The sequence below is a fragment of the Vibrio sp. SCSIO 43097 genome (assembly GCF_023650755.1).
In the GTDB taxonomy this organism is placed as follows: domain Bacteria; phylum Pseudomonadota; class Gammaproteobacteria; order Enterobacterales; family Vibrionaceae; genus Vibrio; species Vibrio alginolyticus.
This window is the reverse complement of sequence record NZ_CP071840.1, coordinates 694,985-715,602: the sequence shown is the minus strand read 5'-3', so window position 1 is coordinate 715,602 and position 20,618 is coordinate 694,985. Positions and strand designations below refer to the sequence as shown.

At 45.4% G+C, this 20,618-nt stretch carries 14 protein-coding genes; 12 read left to right on the top strand and 2 right to left on the bottom strand.

Annotation, left to right across the window (positions count from 1 at the left end; translation table 11 throughout):
• Positions 1-7: 7 nt before the first annotated feature.
• Both J4N40_RS03430 and erpA read right to left on the bottom strand, forming a co-directional pair.
• Complete coding sequence (locus J4N40_RS03430; protein ID WP_005380030.1) at positions 8-1,123, bottom strand: efflux RND transporter periplasmic adaptor subunit; 1,116 nt, start codon at positions 1,121-1,123, stop codon at positions 8-10.
• Positions 1,124-1,228: 105 nt separating this feature from the next.
• On the bottom strand, positions 1,229-1,570 hold the full coding sequence (gene erpA, locus J4N40_RS03425) for an iron-sulfur cluster insertion protein ErpA (protein ID WP_005380031.1): 342 nt from the start codon (positions 1,568-1,570) through the stop codon (positions 1,229-1,231).
• Positions 1,571-1,816: 246 nt separating this feature from the next.
• Here erpA and hemL point away from each other — a divergent pair, with 246 nt between their 5' ends.
• From hemL to J4N40_RS03365, 12 genes are all read left to right on the top strand, one after another.
• Positions 1,817-3,112 (top strand): glutamate-1-semialdehyde 2,1-aminomutase, encoded by a 1,296-nt coding sequence (hemL, locus tag J4N40_RS03420; RefSeq protein WP_054576317.1) that lies wholly within the window; start codon positions 1,817-1,819, stop codon positions 3,110-3,112.
• Between the two features lie 345 nt (positions 3,113-3,457).
• Positions 3,458-4,543: an AI-2E family transporter gene (locus J4N40_RS03415; protein ID WP_005386541.1), complete on the top strand. Its 1,086-nt coding sequence runs from the start codon at positions 3,458-3,460 to the stop codon at positions 4,541-4,543.
• A gap of 76 nt (positions 4,544-4,619) precedes the next feature.
• Entirely contained in the window at positions 4,620-5,645 is a 1,026-nt protein-coding gene (gene rsmC, locus J4N40_RS03410) for a 16S rRNA (guanine(1207)-N(2))-methyltransferase RsmC (protein WP_025768200.1), read from the top strand.
• A gap of 226 nt (positions 5,646-5,871) precedes the next feature.
• Positions 5,872-9,258, top strand: coding sequence for a hybrid sensor histidine kinase/response regulator (locus tag J4N40_RS03405; RefSeq protein WP_250654370.1), 3,387 nt, complete (start codon positions 5,872-5,874; stop codon positions 9,256-9,258).
• A 781-nt stretch (positions 9,259-10,039) separates the two neighbouring features.
• Positions 10,040-11,722 carry an ABC transporter substrate-binding protein gene (locus J4N40_RS03400; protein ID WP_005380037.1) on the top strand — a complete coding sequence of 561 codons (1,683 nt, stop codon included), beginning with the start codon at positions 10,040-10,042 and terminating at the stop codon, positions 11,720-11,722.
• Between the two features lie 170 nt (positions 11,723-11,892).
• Complete coding sequence (locus J4N40_RS03395; RefSeq protein WP_005380038.1) at positions 11,893-12,879, top strand: ABC transporter permease; 987 nt, start codon at positions 11,893-11,895, stop codon at positions 12,877-12,879.
• 2 nt (positions 12,880-12,881) lie between these two features.
• On the top strand, positions 12,882-13,907 hold the full coding sequence (locus tag J4N40_RS03390) for an ABC transporter permease (RefSeq protein WP_054579088.1): 1,026 nt from the start codon (positions 12,882-12,884) through the stop codon (positions 13,905-13,907).
• A gap of 2 nt (positions 13,908-13,909) precedes the next feature.
• Positions 13,910-14,893, top strand: a complete 984-nt coding sequence (locus J4N40_RS03385) for an ABC transporter ATP-binding protein (protein WP_005380040.1) — start codon at positions 13,910-13,912, stop codon at positions 14,891-14,893.
• A gap of 47 nt (positions 14,894-14,940) precedes the next feature.
• The gene (locus J4N40_RS03380) at positions 14,941-15,936 is read left to right on the top strand and encodes an ABC transporter ATP-binding protein (protein ID WP_250654369.1); all 996 of its coding nucleotides are present in this window, start codon (positions 14,941-14,943) and stop codon (positions 15,934-15,936) included.
• 63 nt (positions 15,937-15,999) lie between these two features.
• A complete protein-coding gene (locus J4N40_RS03375) occupies positions 16,000-17,739 on the top strand; it encodes a glycoside hydrolase family 9 protein (protein ID WP_250654368.1) in 1,740 nt (579 codons plus the stop codon).
• 2 nt (positions 17,740-17,741) lie between these two features.
• Complete coding sequence (locus J4N40_RS03370; protein ID WP_104979667.1) at positions 17,742-18,632, top strand: glucosamine kinase nucleotide-binding domain-containing protein; 891 nt, start codon at positions 17,742-17,744, stop codon at positions 18,630-18,632.
• An 8-nt stretch (positions 18,633-18,640) separates the two neighbouring features.
• A complete protein-coding gene (locus J4N40_RS03365) occupies positions 18,641-20,560 on the top strand; it encodes a beta-N-acetylhexosaminidase (RefSeq protein ID WP_104979669.1) in 1,920 nt (639 codons plus the stop codon).
• Positions 20,561-20,618: the final 58 nt, after the last annotated feature.

Below are 20,618 nucleotides of genomic sequence, written 5' to 3'. Positions count from 1 at the left end.
GTGCTCCTTACTGCTCATTAGCCGCTTCAATAACTACGTCATCAACTTTATTGGCCAGTACTTGATCACCATCTCGCACAAAACCTTGTCCCAGCACGATAATGTCTACACGCTCTCCTAACCCAGAGAGCCACACACCATCATCCTCGGCCTTAACGAGTTGAATTGGAACAAACTCAACATGCTCATTACGCAGTGTCTTGACACCTAAGTTACCTTCTTCATCTAGTGCTAACATGGCAGCCGTAATCTTTACTGCCAACACTTCACTCAAAGGCAGCTGTACTTCTGCGCTCATACCAGCAGGAATTCTTGCGTCTTGATTATCAATTTCGATTTCAATTGGAAACGTATTAGTAGAAGCAGAAGAAACACGTCCAATGTAGCGCACACGACCTTGATGATGCTGTTGGTTAATGGTTCTTACGTCGGCTTCTAGGCCTTCCTTAAGATATTGTATATGCCGTTCACTGACATCGGCTTCAATCACTAAAGTATCCAAATCAATGACCGTCGCAATAGGATCGCCAATCCCGACAAAATCACCTAACTCAACAAAGTGATGATCTACGATGCCATCAAATGGCGCTTTAACCTCAGTATTTCTTAAAGCCGTTTGCACGTTACTCAAATTCGCACGTGCATCTACCAACGCTGCTTGCGCTGTCGCAAATGCAACCTCACCTTGCAGTCCGCGACTTTTTAGCGATTTAGCTGCATTAAACTCTTTCTCTTTAACCAACAGCATCGCCTGGGCCCGTTTAAGTTGAATGCCAAGGTCGCGCTTATCGATGTTTGCGATCACTTGTCCCTGTTTGACCGCTTGGCCTTTCTTTATGTTAAGACTGACTATTTTACCGGCAACTTCGGCGCCAAGACGCGCTTGACGATTGGGCGCTGTTCGTCCATACAATTCAATGGTTTTACTGGTAGGTTCGGCAAGAAAAGTATCAAACATCACCTTTGCAAGTGGTGTTGTGTTCGTGGATGTTGAAGAGTTAGGATGATCATCTTGTGCTTTGAGTTGGCCGATGGTTAGCCATGCAACAAGAAGTAAGACGAGGATAAGAGATACTAGCCAAGGGCGCTCGACAATTCGGCGCCCAAAAGAAAGTCCAGACATATAAAGTCCTTTTTATTATTTCTCTGCATATCTGCGAGCGTGCGCTTTACGTGACATCCTTCTACATAAAGCACAGGCAGCCATTAGCTGCCTGTTAGGTGTTAATTACACACTGAACGATGCACCACAACCACATGTTGTCGTTGCATTTGGATTATTTACGAAGAAGCGCGCTCCTTCCAACCCTTCTGTGTAGTCAACAATACCGCCAACGAGATATTGCAGACTCATAGGGTCTACAACCAGTGTTACACCACTGTTTACGATTGTCGTATCGCCTTCGTTTACATTTTCATCAAAAGTAAAGCCGTATTGGAAGCCGCTGCAGCCGCCGCCAGTAATGTATACGCGCAGTTTCAATGCTGGGTTTTCTTCTTCAGCAATCAATGCTTTAACGCGAGATGCTGCTGCGTCAGAAAAAGATAATGGTACGTTTACTTCGCTCACGAAGACCTCTCTCACTCGTGTAATGCGTCAAGCCTGAAGCAAGACGTCAAATTTGTGCTAATTGAGACGATTATCCAATACCTGACAAACTCGTTCAAGTATTCGCCGCCGATTCTTTATAACAGATGCGGATATATAAGATTACACTGCGAAACAACACATAAATTAAGCAAAACGTTTCTAACTTGATTATAGCTAGGTACAATGCGCTCCACTTGGTCCGAGCAATCAAAAGAGGATAACCCCATGACCAAATCATCAGAGCTGTATCAAAAAGCTCAGCAAACCATCCCTGGCGGTGTCAATTCACCAGTTCGTGCATTCAACGGCGTTGGCGGCTCTCCGCTATTTATCGAACGAGCAGACGGTCCACTGATTTTTGATGCCGATGGTAAAGCGTATATTGATTACGTTGGCTCTTGGGGTCCAATGATTCTTGGTCACAACCACGCGGTTATCCGCGAAGCAGTAATTGATGCAGCGCAACGCGGTCTTAGCTTCGGTGCGCCAACAGAACTTGAAATCGCGATGGCAGAATTAGTTTCTGAGCTTGTTCCATCAATGGAGCAAATCCGCATGGTAAGTTCTGGTACTGAAGCTACGATGAGCGCGATTCGCCTTGCACGTGGCTTCACCGGTCGCGACAAGATCATGAAATTTGAAGGTTGTTACCACGGCCACGCTGACAGCTTGCTAGTAAAAGCAGGTTCTGGTGCACTAACTCTAGGTCAGCCAAGCTCTCCTGGCGTTCCTGCAGATTTTGCTAAGCACACGCTAACAGCAACATTCAACGACCTAGATTCTGTACGCGAGCTATTTGCTGCTAACAAAGGCGAAATTGCTTGTATCATCGTTGAGCCAGTAGCAGGCAACATGAACTGTATTCCACCAGTGGAAGGCTTCCACGAAGGGCTACGTGAAATCTGTGATCAAGAAGGCGCGCTACTAATTTTTGATGAAGTAATGACAGGCTTCCGTGTTGCTCTAGGCGGCGCGCAAGCACACTACAACATCAAACCCGACCTAACGACACTGGGTAAAGTGATTGGTGGCGGTATGCCAGTAGGTGCTTTCGGTGGCCGTAAAGAAGTGATGCAATACGTTGCACCTACAGGCCCAGTTTACCAAGCTGGTACCCTTTCCGGTAACCCTGTCGCAATGGCAGCAGGCTACGCATGTTTGAACCTTCTAAAAGAAGAAGGCAACGAAAAGCGCCTAGCTTCTAAAACGAAACAACTTGCTGAAGGTTTTAAGTCTCTAGCAGAAAAACACGGTATTCCGCTAGTTGTTAACCAAGTGGGCGGTATGTTCGGCTTCTTCTTCACTGACCAAGAAAAAGTAACTTGCTACGAAGACGTAACGAAGTGCGATATAGAACGCTTCAAGCGTTTCTTCCACTTAATGCTAAAACACGGTGTCTACCTTGCGCCATCTGCGTTTGAAGCGAGCTTTACTTCACTCGCTCATGGTTCAAAAGAGATTGATGCCACACTAGAAGCTGCTGACCGCTGTTTTGCTGTTCTTGCAGAAGAAGCGAAATAATCGCTAAAAACGGCGATAACGCATTTAGAAAAGGACCGTAACGGTCCTTTTTTATTGCCAATTCAAAATAACCAATATCGCTAATACCCCAACGACAATGCCAAACCACGGTATTCGCTTAGCTTTTTTCTCGGTTTGACACTTTTTATCACCGTTGCAACAACCCATAGCTCATCTCTTGATTGATAACCGACTGATTTGTAGTCATTATAGCAAGGTACATCGCCCTGCTCTAATTCGGCATTGTCATAAGCTTGAAAGAGTTAAGAGTGCAAAGTAATAAAGGTTACACGCCATCATTGAAGGCATAAACCGTAAACGTCACCTGTAAGTTGGACTAATACCATGCCAAATAATGTAAAAATAACGTCGAGTCACCGAGTACTAATGGTTGCTTTACTCGCCGCTGCTTTTGCTTGCTACTTATTGGTTGAGCCATATATCAATTCCATTGTGATGGCTTTTATCATTTCTTTGCTCATGTTTCCGATACACGAATGGTTTGAGCAGAAAATTCCCAAGCACCCAAATATGGCAGCACTGCTGTCATGTGTCGTCTTGACGTTTATTATTGTTATCCCGCTTTTATTTGTGTTTGCAGCCATTGTTCAGCAAGGCTCTGTTTTCTCACAAAATACATATAATTGGGTTACCAATGGTGGCATCCAAGATATATTCCAACATCCTTTCGTTATCAAAGGCTTAGCGATTGTTAATGAGTACTTACCTTTTGATAAAATCGAGCCCAAAGCCATTGCTGAGAAAATTGGTCAATTTGCTACATCGTTTGGCTCTAACTTAGTTGCTATCAGCGCAAAGATTTTAGGAGACGCAACCAACTTCCTAATGAACTTCTTCCTGATGCTGTTTGTGCTGTTTTTTCTGCTTCGTGACCACGACAAAATTATCTCTGCGATTCGTCATATCCTGCCACTCTCACGTAGCCAAGAAGACCGCATATTGACAGAGATAGAGCAAGTTTCTAAATCAGCCGTGATGGGCTCATTCATGACAGCGATTGCTCAAGGTTTGGCTGGCGGCATCGGTATGTGGCTAGCTGGCTTCCCTGGGCTATTTTGGGGAACGATGATGGGCTTTGCATCATTCATTCCAGTGGTAGGAACCGCGCTAATCTGGATTCCTGCAGCAGCGTACTTGTTCTTAACAGGCGATATGACTTGGGCTATCTTCTTGACGGTGTGGAGTGTAGTCGTCGTTGGCTCTATAGATAACCTATTGCGTCCGTTGCTAATGCAAGGCAGCGCCGGCATGAATACCCTTATGATTTTCTTCTCATTACTGGGTGGTCTGCATCTGTTTGGTTTGATTGGTCTTATCTACGGCCCACTTATTTTTGCCGTGACCATGGTACTGTTTAATATCTACGAGGAAGAATTCAAAGACTTCCTTAACCAACAAGACAACAGCTAGTCACCGCTTAATCACTTCAAGCTTGGGGCAGATTGTGCGAAAATCTGCCCCAAATTATTTCTGATGAACCAAATTTATGTCTGCTTATATCGCTCCTAGCCAAATAGCTCAGCGCCAACTTGAATACTTCAATGGAAAACACGTTTTAGTCGCTGGTGAAGTTGAAGACCTATTTCCTCTTGAGTTAGTGGCTCATTGTGAGTCTGTTGAAGTGTTTACTTCCAACTATAGCTACTACCGCCAAATTCAAACCTCTGACAAAGTGAAAAGTCATTTTGGCTCTGTGTTTGATGTTGAAACAAAAGCAGACATGGTCCTTTTATACTGGCCAAAAGCAAAAGCCGAAGCAGAATACTTGCTGGCGATGTTGATGGCGAAACTGGGCATTAACACCGAAATCGTCATCGTTGGTGAAAACCGCTCCGGCATCAAGAGCATCGAGAAGATGTTCCAAGAATACGGCCCTGTGAACAAGTACGACTCTGCTCGTCGCTGCTCATTTTACTGGGGTAATTGCCTCAATGAACCAAAACCTTTCAACCAAGCAGATTGGTTTAAGTCTTACACTGTTACACTCGGTGAGCAGTCGCTAGCGGTTAAGAGCCTACCTGGCGTATTCAGCCATGGCGAGTTCGACTTAGGTAGCCGATTGCTGCTTGAAACCTTACCTAAGCTGTCGGGCAAAGTGCTCGACTTTGGTTGTGGTGCAGGTGTGCTCGGTGCGTTTATGGCGAAAGCGAATCCAGAGATCGCGATTGAGATGTGTGACATTAATGCTTATGCGATCACTTCTAGCCAAGCCACATTAGAAGCGAATGGTTTATCCGGACGCGTATTTGCATCAGATATATACTCGGATACCGCAAAAGACTACCGCTTTATTATCAGCAACCCGCCATTCCACAGTGGTTTAGACACAAATTACAACGCAGCGGAAACCTTGTTGGGTCAGGCACCACAATATCTAACCAAAGACGGCGAAATGGTGATTGTCGCGAATAGCTTCTTAAAATACCCACCAATTATCGAGCGGGCGTTTAATAATTGCGAGACGCTAAATAAGACCAATAAATTTTCTATCTACTACGCGAAAAAATCATAACTTCCCCCCGCGCAGGCACAAACCTGCGCGATTTTTTCTCATAAATTCAACACTCATAAGAAAAACTGCGTCACCCTGCACGCTTTACAACTAACTTTCTTGTCAAAGAAAAAAAACTCGTTAATTTTGTTAATTCTATCTAGTTGAACATCTTATCCGTTTTTAACGAGAACCTCGGCAGCGAAGTATGTTTTAGAACTGCCCATTATGAGTTGTAATCTTATCCATGTTTAAATTCTACAAAAAACAGAAATTTAAGCGCCTTCAGAGTACACTGATGACCGCATTTCTGGTGCTCAGTATCACACCTCTTACCATTACTGCGATCTTTTTCTTGCAGTCCCACAGTAAAGATCTGCAAGAACAAAGCACCTCACACTTACTGTCTGTTCGAGATACAAAACAGCAGCAAATCATCGACTACTTTGAGGCACGAGAAACCGAAGTCATGGGCTTTGTGCGCTCAGAGTTGGCTTACGCCAGTGGTGGCCGATTCTACGGTCTCGTCAATGCTTTTAGTCGTTTAGGCAATGATATTGAAGAGTCTCGTAAAAACGCCCAACAGCGCTACATCGAGGGCAGCGGAGACCAAATCAAAACCTCAACGTTACCCGAGTCATCCAACTATGTAGGAAGTGAACGTTACCGGCTTTTACATAAACGCTATCATTGGGCCTACTTAGAGCTCCTCAAGCGCTCTGATTTTAATGACATTTTGCTGGTAGACATCAATGGTAACGTCACCTACTCGATCAACAAAGACGATAACTACGGGACGAACTTGTTATCAGGCCCCTACAAAGACTCGGCACTTGGCAAAACTTTCAAGCGTCTCGCCGATGATGTGACTGAACGTCGAAAAGTAAACGAAGACTACACTCCTGTGATTGTGTCTGACTTCGAGCTGGAAGGGGGGAAATCAGTCGCTTGGCTAGGTGCACCAATTGTTCAGCAAGGTTATCTACACAGCTATGCCATGTTCCGCTTGCCAAATAATGGCATCACTAAGTTAGCCGCAGACGCCAACCGAGAGTCATCAATTAACACCTTGCTGGTTGGAAATGATCACCAACCTCGCACAATTAACACGAAACAAGACGACATTAAGAACAGTTTAGAAGTGATCGATAAAGCACTCTCTGGTGCATTTGGTGTCGGCACTTACACAAACGGTTTAGGTGAAGAGATCATCGCGGCTTATGCACCGATTGAAACTCGTGGTGTGATTTGGGCGCTCGTCGTACAGTTACCAGAAAACGAAGCTTTCGCTCGTATACATCAACTCGAAAAACTATTCGTTATCGCTATGTTGATCGCCATTATCCTTGTGGTGATCGCTTCTCACTATTTATCAAACTTTATCACTTCTCCGTTGCTGAAATTGACTTGGGTTGCCGAAAAGGTCTCTGCAGGGGATCTTGATGACACGTCTTTTAATACGGTTCGTAAAGATGAAATTGGTCGGCTTGCGTTAAGCTTTGAACGAATGCAACGCTCTATTCGAGAGAAGATTCAAACCATTAAGAAGCAAAATGAAGAACTAGAAAGCAACATACAGATCATTCAGAAACAGAATGAAGAACTGCAATTGGCCGATAAATTAAAAGATGAGTTCTTAGCCACGACTTCTCATGAACTTCGTACACCGTTACACGGCATGGTCGGGATTGCTGAAACCTTAGCGTCCGGCGCCAATGGCGCGATCCCCGCTAGCCAGAAATATCAGCTTGATATCATCATTAAAAGTGGTCAGCGTCTCGCTAATCTAGTCGATGACTTGTTGGATTATCATAAAATGCGTTATGGAAGCATGGATATCCAGAAATCAGCAGTGAGTTTGGGCAGTGCAACACGATTGGTTTTAGAGCTTTCTAGCCATTTACTTGGAAGTAAAACCATCCGCATCATCAACCAAGTCCCAGCGGATTTAAAAGCAGTGTCAGCTGACCCGCAACGCCTTGAACAAGTGCTATATAACCTGATTGGCAATGCGATTAAATACACCTCAGAAGGTAAAATTGTTATCTCCGCTAATGTGGTAGATGATCATGTACGCGTACAAGTCGTGGATACTGGACAAGGAATTCCCGCAGAACAACTTGAACATATTTTTGAACCACTTATCCAAGCAGGGCAAGACGCGAGCCGTTATCGTCAAGGTGCAGGACTTGGGCTCTCCATTAGCCGTCAATTGATCGAATTAATGGGAGGCTCGTTATACGTCAGTAGCCAACCAATGGTCGGAACTACCTTCAGTTTCACTTTACCGCTCGCCAGTGAAGAAGAAATCCAAGCAACCCAGACTCTAGCTGCGCACGGGCACTTCCAAATTCCTGAAGTTAATGTAGAGAACAGTGAAGACTTATCACTTCCAGAGAACCCAGACGGCCCGTTACTGTATGTTGCTGACGATGAACCAGTAAACTTACGCGTGCTTGAAAGCTTTTTACGTTTAGAGGGCTATCGTGTGCGTACTGTCTCCGATGGGCCAGAAACGTTAGCGCTCGTCGAGCAAGAGAAGCCGGAACTTCTGTTATTGGATATCATGATGCCAGGCATGAGCGGCTACCAAGTTTGTAGTGAACTACGTGAAACCTATGATCATGCCGAGTTGCCAATCATTATGCTCACCGCACTCAGTCAAACAGAAGATCGTGTAAGAGGTTTTGAGGCAGGAGCCAACGACTATTTATCGAAACCATTTAATAAACAAGAGTTGGCGGCACGTATCCAAGCGCATTTAACGGCAAGTAAAGCAGAAATGCGCCATATGGAAAACAAAGTGCTAGAGTCTGAACTTAGACAGCGTGCAGTCGTTGAAGCAAGCTTACTTGAGACTCAAGGTCGTTTGTTGGAACAGCTAGAATCGGCTCCTGAAGCTATCATCTGTCTACGTGAAGACAAGCGTATTCGCTTTGCTAACGAAGCTGCTTGTAAGCTATTCAAGCGCAGCTTAGAACAGCTAAAGCGTTCATCTGCTGATGAGCTGATTGCCCCTAAATATCTGACCGTCAAACAACCTCATTACTGTGGCAAGATTGATATCTATATTGAAGATATTCGTCAGAACATCGAAGCAGACATTCTTAAGCTCCCTGAAGGTTCAGGGTTAGATATCATGTACATCTTTAATGTCGGCGGTGGAGCCAGTGCCGCTCGCATACATAATCTAGAAACCGCCGTAGAAGTGCTTTCAAGTTATGCATTTGATGGTGACAAAGACCAATTGCAAAAGCTAAAAGAGCTTGGCGGAGAATTTACGCGCCTTGCAGACAAAGCGCTCGGTAATAAAAAAGACAAGCAAGAACTTATGCGAGAAGTTCTAGTAGACGCAATGACACATGCTTTAGAGTATTGGGAATCTGTAACGGGTGAAAGTAAGTTCGCATTTGCAGAGCAAAGTGGCTTGTGGCGCGTTTATCTAGACCGTAGTACTTTGCAAACACGCACTTTAGATAAATACATGCGTATAGAAACATTACCCAAAACACCACGTTGGAGAACGGTGCTAAGCTCGATAGAGTTCATTCTCGAACACTGCAAAGAACAGAGCCCCGAGAGAGCATACATAGAAGTACAACGAGATAAACTACAGCGACTATTGACCAGCTAATATTTATCAAAAAAACTAGCCTAGCGTGCATGCTGGGCTTTTTTGTTATTCGAGTATTCCCTTCCTAGAGATAAAAGAGACCGCCTCTTCCTACCCCATTAACATATTTCCAATAACGAACATTCGGTTAGACATCGCTATCTATTGTTGGTCTTCAAAACGTACGATCTTATCCATTTAACTGGCCTTAATTAGGTAAGTTCGAGCAACCAAAAAACTTCATTCATACAATAAAAAAAGGACGACAAACGGAAGAAAACTGTCGATAAAAAAGGCCATTTTTCAGATAACAAGCGGATTTTGACGAACTATTGATAGAGATTGCGAACTTAATCACAACAGAACGGCAGATTAATTTTTAGCTGATTAATTAACACCATTTCTGCATGTGAGCGAGATCTCCGAACCTAGAAACCAAGCAAGAAACGTATATTTTAAATGGATCACCAGGTTAGTAATCACCAACACTCATTATTAACAAGGATATAAACTGCGACGCATATCAACGTTTATTTTTTGTCCCTCTACTGGTTAAAATTAGCCAAAATAACGTTTATAACGGAGAGCTCAGAGATTTTAACGTTTTTAACGGGAATCAAGTTTGATTATTTTATGGATAAGGTGTTTTCTTACTCCTGCCTAAGGCCTACAGGCCACTCTTGGCGAAACTCAATGTTGTAATGAGTAAGGCATGTACAAGAGGTAGGTCTTAGAGAGTGTTTATCAATTGATGACATTCAATTCCATTTAGTGAAATGAAAGCAAATAGTAAGGAACAGCTATGCTTGCCAATATTAAAAAAACAGCACTAGCAACAGCAATTATTGCAACGGCTACTACAGGTTTTGCATCGGTAGCTACTGCGGCTGAACGCAGTGAACTGACTATCCACCCTAAAGAGTTTACAACTTTCGTTCGTAACTTTAACCCTTTCTTGGGTGCAACTAACCTGCACACAACAACCGACTTTATTTACGAGCCGCTCGTTGTTTTTAACGAAATGCACGGTAACACGCCTGTATTTCGTCTAGCAGAAAACTTTACCATGGCTGATGACCTGATGAGCGTAACCTTCGATATCCGTAAGGGCGTAAAATGGTCTGATGGCAAAGCGTTTACCGCTGATGATGTTGTTTACTCTTTCAACCTAGTTAAAGAGAAGCCAGAGCTAGACCAATCTGGTATCAACTCTTGGGTGACTGGCGTAGAAAAAGTTAACGACTACCAAGTTAAATTCCGTCTAAGCGAAGCAAACTCAAACGTTCCTTACGAAATTGCGAAAGTACCAGTCGTACCTAAGCACGTATGGAGCAAAGTAAAAGATCCAGCAACATTCACAAACGAAAATCCAGTAGGCAGTGGTCCATTTACTGAAATCGACACTTTCACACCGCAGCTATATATCCAGTGTGAGAACCCGAATTATTGGGATGCTGACAACCTAGATGTAGATTGTCTGCGTGTGCCACAAATCGCGAACAACGACCAATTCTTGGGCAAAATCGTTAACGGCGAAATGGACTGGACGTCTTCATTCGTACCAGACATCGACCGTACGTACGCTGCAGCAAGTCCGAATCACCACTACTGGTACCCACCAGCGGGTACTCAAGCATTTGTAGTGAACTTCAAAAACCCAGACGCTGCGAAAAACGAAGCACTAACTAACGTTGACTTCCGTCGTGCGTTCTCTATGGCGCTAGACCGTCAAACTATCATTGATATCGCTTTCTACGGCGGCGGTACAGTGAACGACTTCGCATCTGGCCTTGGCTACGCATTCGAAGCTTGGTCTGATGAAGAGACGCACAACAAGTACAAAGGCTACAACACATACAACGCGGAAGGTGCGAAAAAGCTTCTAGCTAAAGCTGGCTTCAAAGATGTAAACAAAGATGGCTTTGTGGATACACCATCTGGCAAGTCTTTCGAGCTTCTAATTCAATCACCAAACGGTTGGACTGACTTCAACAACACAGTACAACTAGCCGTTGAGCAACTAGCAGAAGTGGGCATTAAAGCTCGTGCTCGTACACCGGACTTCTCGGTATACAACCAAGCAATGCTAGAAGGTACTTACGACGTTGCTTACACCAACTACTTCCACGGTGCAGATCCACACTTGTACTGGGATAGTGGCTACAACTCGAAGCTACAAGCTGGTGATGGCATGCCTCGCTTTGCCATGCACTTCTACAAGAACGATAAGCTAGACGGTCTTCTTAACAGCTTCTACAAGACAGCAGATAAGCAAGAACAGCTAGAGATCGCTCATGGCATTCAGAAGATCATTGCTCAGGACCAAGTAACTATTCCTGTGCTATCTGGCGCGTACATGTACCAATACAACACAACTCGCTTCACTGGTTGGTGGAACGAAGAAAACCCTAAGGGCCGTCCAAACATTTGGGCAGGTATCCCAGAGCGTCTACTTCACGTACTGGACCTAAAACCAGTTAAATAAGTAGAAGTTCATTTCAAGCGGCATGCATCCCGTGTGCCGCCTATAAAAATCCCTTGTTAACGAAACCAATATGTGGCGCTCGTCGTCAGGGGATTTTTCGCTCTAAATTTCGCTAGGAGCGACCTGAAACCAGAAACAGGGAAAAAATCTGGGTGAGTAAGGTGTGAGTTATGGGTTATTTTTTAAGACGTTTGTCGTTCTATCTTGTCGCGCTCTTAGTTGCAGCGACGTTAAACTTTATTATTCCGCGAGCAATGCCTGGTGACCCAGTTACCATGATGTTTGCTAATGCTTCAGTACAGGTGACTCCAGAACGAATCGCAGCAATGAAAGAACTGCTCGGTTTCGTTGATGGGCCAATTTACATTCAGTACTTCTCGTACATTAAAAACATTCTAAGTTGGGAATTGGGCACCTCAATCCAGTTCTACCCACTTTCAGTTAATTCTTTACTAGGTAGTGCATTTGGCTGGTCACTATTTCTAGCTGGTACTGCGGTTGTACTTTCTTTCTCCATCGCTTCTGTCCTAGGTATTTTTGCCGCCTGGAAGCGCGGTAGTAAGTACGATGCATTCGTAACGCCTGGCACATTGATCATTCAAGCTATTCCACAAATGGTTATCGCAATGTTAGCGCTGTTTACCTTTGCGATTGGCCTGAAATGGTTCCCATCTGGCTATGCTTACACGCCAGGTACTATTCCTGATTGGACAAGCTGGGAGTTCATCAAGAACGTGGGTTACCACGCTGTACTACCTCTATTCTGTGCAACCATCGTTCAAATTGGTGGCTTCCTAGTTAACATGCGTAACAACATGATCAACCTTCTCGCCGAAGACTATATCACGATGGCTAAAGGTAAAGGGCTGAGTGAAAACCGCGTCGTCTTTAATTACGCCGCACGTAACGCACTACTTCCAAGTGTTACCGCACTGTCTATGTCTTTAGGTATGGCCATTGGAGGTCAATTAATCATCGAGATGATTTTCAACTACCCAGGCCTAGGTACTGTTCTATTGAACGCAATTCACGCTCGTGACTACCAAGTACTTCAAGGTCAGTTAATTATCATGACGATGTTCATGCTGTGCTTCAACTTAATGGCTGACATGCTGTACATGATTCTAGACCCTCGCCTACGTACGGGAGGCAAATAATCATGAAAGAACTATTCAAACTTATTTTAGGTAACGCATTTGCTCGCATTGGTCTTGGCATTGTTACGCTGTTCGTGTTCGTTGCGATTGCCGCTCCTTTACTTACAAAGCATGCGCCAGACAAGCGAACCGGTAACCCACACGAATACCCAAGCTTTGTTGTAAAACAGGCACAAAACAATCCTGATGGTTGGGTCGCTAAAAACCTAGCAGACGATCGTCGTACGCTGATTATGTCTAAAAAGGCCGACCACGTATTAGGTACTAGCCGAATGGGTCGCGATATCTGGTCGCAGGTGGCTTACGGTGCACGAGTATCACTGGGTGTAGGCTTTGGTGCTGGCATCATCGTGTGTTTCTTAGCAACAGTCATTGGTATATCGGCAGGTTACTTCGGCGGTAAAGTGGATGACATATTGAGTGCCGCAATGAACATCATGTTAGTAATTCCGCAGTATCCATTGCTATTCGTGCTGGCGGCCTTTATCGGTGAAGCAGGCCCACTCACCATTGCCTTGATTATCGCTGGTACTTCTTGGGCATGGGGTGCACGTGTTGTCCGCTCTCAAACTATGGCACTACGCGAGAAAGAGTTCGTTAAAGCTGCCGAAGTATTGGGAGAGTCTTCATTCCGCATCATCTTCGTTGAGATTTTACCAAACCTTATCCCGATTGTCGGTGCGAGCTTCATTGGCTCAGTAATGCTGGCGATCAACACTGAAGCGGTCATTTCGTTCCTAGGTTTGGGTGATGCCAACACGATCAGTTGGGGCATCATGCTTTACAACGTGCAAACCTCATCAGCCATGCTGATTGGCGCATGGTGGGAAGTCCTAGCACCGTGTATTGCCCTAACACTACTGGTTACTGGTCTTGCTCTGTTGAACTTTGCCGTTGACGAAATTGCGAACCCTCAACTTCGTTCTCACAAAGGCATGAAACGCTGGAAAAAACTAGCAGCAAAAGACAAGAAAGAGCGTGAGCCTGAACTGGCACCACAAAATGCACTATGGAGCGGAGATAAATAATCATGACTGCACCACTAATTTCCATCCGTAACCTATGCGTAGACTACATCACAGACGCGGGCGATGTCCGCGCCTGTAACAACGTGAGCTTCGACATTGCACCAGGTGAAGTATTCGGTCTGGCTGGTGAATCTGGCTGTGGTAAGTCCACTGTTGCCTTCTCACTAATGCGCCTTCATAAGCCACCAGCGTTTATCACAGGTGGTGAGGTTATCTTCAACGGTGAAGATATCCTTCAGTACAGCGATGATCGCATGCAAGCGTTCCGCTGGAGTGAAATGTCGATGGTATTCCAGAGTGCGATGAACGCTTTGAACCCTGTTCTAACCATGGAAGAGCAGTTCTGTGACGTCATCATGCGTCATACTAATATGACTCGCGCTCAAGCAAAAACACGCGCTGAAGGTCTGCTGGAAATCGTTGATATCCACCCTAGCCGATTGAGTGATTACCCGCACCAGTTCTCTGGTGGTATGCGTCAACGTCTAGTAATCGCAATCGCTTTGGCTCTGAACCCAAAAATGATCATCATGGACGAACCGACTACCGCATTGGATGTAGTGGTTCAACGTGAAATTCTACAAAAAATTTACGCGCTTAAAGAAGAGTTTGGTTTCTCAATTCTGTTCATCACACATGACTTGTCATTGATGGTCGAGTTCTCGGATCGTATCGGCATCATGTACTCAGGTGAGTTGATTGAAGTCGCGCCTTCTAAGCAAATTCTGGAAAGTCCTTACCACCCTTACACCAAAGGTTTGGGTAGCTCTTTCCCTCCACTAACTGGACCAAAGACCAAATTGACTGGTATTCCAGGTAACCCGTTGAACTTGCTAGAAGTACCACGGGGCTGCCGCTTCCAAGCTCGTTGCGATCGCGTACATGAAGCATGTACACGTGTACCAACCCAATTACGTCAAATTGAACCAGGTCGCCTCTCAAATTGCCATTTGTACGGCGACACCATTGCTCAAGCTAAGGTTTAACAACAAAAAAACGTTAGCTAAGAACAAAAATTACACTGGAGAGAATTATGAGCAAACAATTCGGCGAACTGCTGATTGAGGGTAAAAATGTCGTTAAGGACTTCCCTTTAAACAGTAACTCAATCAAACAATCTAAGATGCGCGCAATCAACGACGTCTCTTTCAAAATGTACAAGAGCCGCGGCTTGTCAGTGGTAGGTGAATCTGGTTCAGGTAAGTCTACTACTGCAAAAATGATTGCAAAAATGTACGCACCAACCGATGGCATCATTGAATACAAAGGTCGTGATATCCAAGACATCACCTCTCGTCACGATTTAATGACCTACCGTGAAGGTGTACAAATGGTGTGGCAAGACCCGTTTGGCTCGCTAAACCCAACGCACAATATCTTCCACCATATTGCGCGCCCGCTGCTGATTCATAAGAAAGTAGCACCGGGCAACAAGAAAGAACAGGAAGAGCGTGTGTACGACCTACTTGAACAAGTTGGTCTTATTCCACCAAAAGAAACGGCGCAAAAGTTCCCGCACCAGCTATCTGGCGGTCAGCGTCAACGTGTAAACCTAGCTCGTAACATCGCAGTTGGTGCTGAAGTGGTATTGGCGGATGAGCCAACATCGATGCTCGATGTATCAATCCGTGCCGGTGTTCTGAACTTGATGGAAGAGATGAAGTTCGAGAAACAAATGTCTCTGCTTTACATCACTCACGACATCGCAACAGCGCGTTACATTGCTGAAGATCTCGCGGTCATGTACGTAGGTCACATGGTTGAATGGGGCGATACTGAAGAAATCATTCACGATCCTCAACACCCATATACGCAACTGTTGGTATCTGCGGTTCCAGATCCATCGAAGTCTATTCACGAGAAACTGAAAGGCAACAAAGGGGAAATCCCACTTTGGACACCAGAATCTGTCGGCTGTCCATTTGCTGGACGTTGTGTACACGCTACCGACAAATGTCGCGAACGACTACCGGGCGTCACTCAACTGTCCGACAACCACTTTGTCCGCTGTTACTTATTTGAAGATTAATCATAACGAGGGTCAGGTTCAGCCTGACCCATTCCTGTTTTTATCGTTTCCCGGAGACATTGAATGCTGCTACTGACTAACCACATTGGTTATGAACGTCTGGGCCCAAAGAAAGCCATTATCCAGACCGAACAACCACACTTGTCTTCTTACACTGCTCAATTGATTTGTGCCACTAGCGAGCAAACCGTGGCAACTTTTGCGGTTGAAGAACAAGGTAAAGTGGCGAACTGGCATCAGGGCTATTTCTACCTCATCGACTTTTCCTCTTTCACAACGTCAGGTGACTATTTCTTGCAAGTAGAAGATACGCGCTCTTCCTCTTTCATCGTTGGCGAACACATTCTGTTGGATCAAACTTTGTCAGATGTGATCCACTACTTCAAATCGCAACGTTGCGGCGGGATCTTCGATAAACAAGATCGACAACTTCCAGTACTAAACTCCAATAAAAAGGTTGATGTACACGGCGGCTGGTACGACGCATCAGGAGACGTTAGCAAGTATTTAAGTCACCTTTCATACGCGAATTATTTGAATCCTCAACAAACCCCAATGGTGGTTTGGAACATCCTAAAAGGGGTTTCATTGCTTGAAGGAAGCGAAGACATTGCAGCTTTCACACGTACACGTCTGATTGAAGAAGCCCTGTTCGGTGCAGACTTTCTTGTGCGTATGCAAAACGAAAAAGGCTTTTTCTACATGACGGTCTTTGACAAGTGGAGCAAAGATACTGCGCAACGCGAGATTTGCGCGTACGAAACTCAACTTGGTCACAAATTTGACGACTATCAAGCAGGCTTTCGACAAGGTGGCGGTGTCGCCATTGCAGCGCTAGCGGCAGCGTCGCGTTTAAGTGTTCACGGTGAATACGATCAACAAAAATACCGCAACGCTGCCGAAAATGGTTACTGGCACTTAAAAGAGCACAATACGCAGTACCTCAATGATGGGGAAGAAAACATTATCGACGAATACTGTGCGCTACTGGCTTGTGTAGAACTGTTTAAAGCAACCAAAGAAACTCGCTACTTGGAAGAGAGCCGTTTGTGGGCGCAACGTTTAGTTGCACGCCAAATGAGCGACGAGCAGATTCAACACTTTTGGTCAGCAAACCAAGACGGCAGCCGTCCATATTTTCACGCAGCCGAAGCTGGTCTACCAGTTATTGCCCTATGCGAATATCTACCAATTGAAGACGACTCAGCACGAGCGGAATCGGTAAAACGTATCGTCAACCTAGCGTGTGAGTTTGAGATCACAATATCGAATAAAGTGATCAACCCATTCGGTTACCCTCGCCAATATGTTAAAGGCGTAAATGAGTCAAAACGCGAGGCATTTTTTGTCGCACACAACAATGAATCCGGCTATTGGTGGCAAGGCGAGAATGCTCGACTGGGCTCACTCGCGACCATGGCGTACCTTGCTCAACCGCATATAGCGTCGCAAGAAGTACAGCAACAACTTTCTGTGTTTGCTCAAGATGCATTGAACTGGGTTGTAGGCTTAAACCCATACGACATGTGCATGCTAGATGGCCATGGTCGTAACAACCCTGATTACCTCCCTCAATATGGTTTCTTCAACGCAAAAGGTGGCGTGTGTAACGGAATCACTGGCGGCTTTGAAGACGAGGAAGACATTGCATTTAACCCACCAGCACAAAAAGAAGACGTGTTACAAAACTGGCGCTGGGGCGAACAATGGATCCCGCATGGCGCTTGGTACTTACTCGCGATAATGAGTCAAGCTCAGCATGTTTCTCAGTTGGCGACCTCTAAAAATATGAAGGAAGAATAATCATGGGAATGTATTTTGTCGGTATCGATGGTGGCGGCACGTCATGTCGAGCCAGGATTAAAGATTCACAAGGTAATTTTCTTGGCGAGGCCAAAAGCGGCAGTGCCAACATCATGCTAGGTGCTGAAATAGCAATGGCTTCGATTCTTGAATCCATCACTTCGGCTACCGAGCAAGGCGGTCTAACACAACAAGATTTCGCGTCGATGCACGTCGGCTTAGCCCTTGCTGGCGCAGAGCACAAAGCATCTTGGCAAGCCTTCATGTCTCTTCCTCATCCATTTGCCAGTATAACTCTGAATACCGATGCTTACGGTGCGTGCGTTGGTGCGCACAATGGCGAAGATGGCGCAATCATGATTGCGGGAACCGGTTCTTGTGGCATCTACCTTAACGGATTGGAGCAACATGTTGTCGGTGGTCGTGAGTTCCCTATTTCGGATCAAGGTGGCGGCGCAGCGATGGGGCTACGCCTAGTTCAGCAAGTTTTGTTAGCTGAAGATGGCATCAGAGAAAAAACGCCCCTAGCACAACACGTTATGACGCATTTCGAAAATGAGGTCGACAACGTGGTGGCGTGGTCAAAACAGGCGCTTCCTCGTGATTATGGGCAGTTTTCTCCGGCTATTTTCCAACATGCGGAACAAGGCGATGCACTGGCCATTGAAATGCTGAAGCAAACCGCAGCGGATATAGAAATGTTTCTCGTGGCATTAAACAAGCGCGGCGCAACACGTATTTGTTTAATGGGCAGCATAGCTGAACGCATTGTACGTTGGCTTTCACCACCAGTTCAGCAATGGATTGTTGAGCCACAGTTTGACGCGATTGAAGGCGCAATTATGTTTGCTGGCAAACCAGAACATAACCTTTACTCGCTCAGTGCGGCGTAGGAGTAGATATGGAATATCGTGTTGATCTCGTAGTCCTTTCTGAGCAGAAACAAAACTGCCGCTTTGGCCTCACCTTTCATAACTTGAGCGACCAAGACCTAAACATCTGGAGCTTAACTTTCGCTTTCGATCGTTACATTCTTCCAGACAGCGTTTCAAATGGTCAACTGACTCAAATTGGTAGTTTTTGCACACTTAAGCCAGAAGGGGTGGTACTGGCTGCCAACCATCACTATTACTGTGAATTCAGTATTGGTTCGAACCCATTCCGTTATTACTCGGATGGCTTTAACGAAGCGATGATCAACTTTGTCGTTGATGGAAACCCACAGCGCGCACAAGTGGATGTCACGCCTATCGTATTAGCTTCACCATACCGTGAACGCAGTGAGATTCCTGCAAGTTTAACCCATGCACAGCCCTTGCTGCCAAAACCAAACCATATTGAGGTCAGCGATCACTATTTTAGCTTTGATCATCATGCTGGCGTCGCGGTTTATTCAAGCCTGGCCAATTCAGCTAAAGAATGGCTACTTGATGAGCTTAAGCGCATTCACCAATTTGAGTTCGCATCAGACAATGGCAGTCAGATCATCTTCAAAGGCAACCCAACCTTGGATGAAGGCGCTTACAAACTGAAAGTAGCCGAAGAGTCAATCAAAATTGAAGCAGGATCTTCGTCTGGTTTTACCCATGCTTGTGCAACGTTATTACAACTAATCAAAGTTGGCGATCAACCTAACTCAATGGAAGTAGTTTGCTGTTCAATCAAGGACAGGCCACGTTTTCGTTACCGCGGTATGATGCTGGATTGTGCTCGTCATTTTCACTCCGTTGAGCAAGTCAAACGCTTGATCAACCAACTGGCTCATTACAAGTTCAATACGTTCCATTGGCATCTTACCGACGATGAGGGTTGGCGAATTGAAATCAAATCACTGCCTCAACTGACCGATATTGGTGCTTGGCGCGGATTGGATGAGATCAATGAACCACAGTACACGCACTTTGATGAACGTTACGGCGGCTTCTACACACAAGAAGACATCAAAGACGTTATCGAATTTGCATCGCAACGCGGCATCACCATCATTCCTGAAATTGATGTACCTGGTCATTGCCGAGCCGCCATCAAGTCGTTACCACACCTATTGGTAGAAGCGGAAGATACCACCGAATACCGCAGTATTCAGCATTACAACGACAACGTCATTAACCCTGCTCTGCCGGGGAGTTATGAATTTATCGACAAAGTGCTAGAAGAGGTCTCTGCGCTTTTTCCTGCGCCTTACGTTCATATTGGTGCCGACGAAGTACCTAACGGCGTATGGTCAAAAAGCCCAGCATGCCAAGCACTAATGGAACAACTGGGTTACAGCGACTACAAAGATTTGCAAGGACACTTCTTGCGTTATGCCGAAGACAAACTTCGTAAATTGGGCAAACGCATGCTGGGCTGGGAAGAAGCTCAACACGGCGACAAAGTCAGTAAAGATACGGTGATCTACTCATGGCTAAGCGAAGAAGCGGCATTGAACTGTGCTCGCCAAGGCTTTGATGTGGTGCTGCAACCAGCACAAACCACTTACCTAGATATGACCCAAGACTACGCACCTGAAGAACCGGGCGTGGACTGGGCAAACCCACTGCCACTAGAAAAAGCTTACAACTACGAGCCGCTCGCTGAAGTGCCTGCTGACGACCCAATACGTAAGCGCATTTGGGGCATTCAAACAGCATTATGGTGCGAAATTATCAATAACCAACCTCGCATGGACTACATGATCTTCCCTCGTTTAACTGCAATGGCAGAAGCATGTTGGACAGACAAACAACACCGAGATTGGACCGACTATTTATCACGCTTGAAAGGCCATCTACCTCTGCTTGATTTGCAGGGAGTGAATTACCGTAAACCGTGGAAGTAATACAAAACTGATGTCGAAACATCACGCTTGAAGAGTTTTTAAATTTTGGCTGCTGATG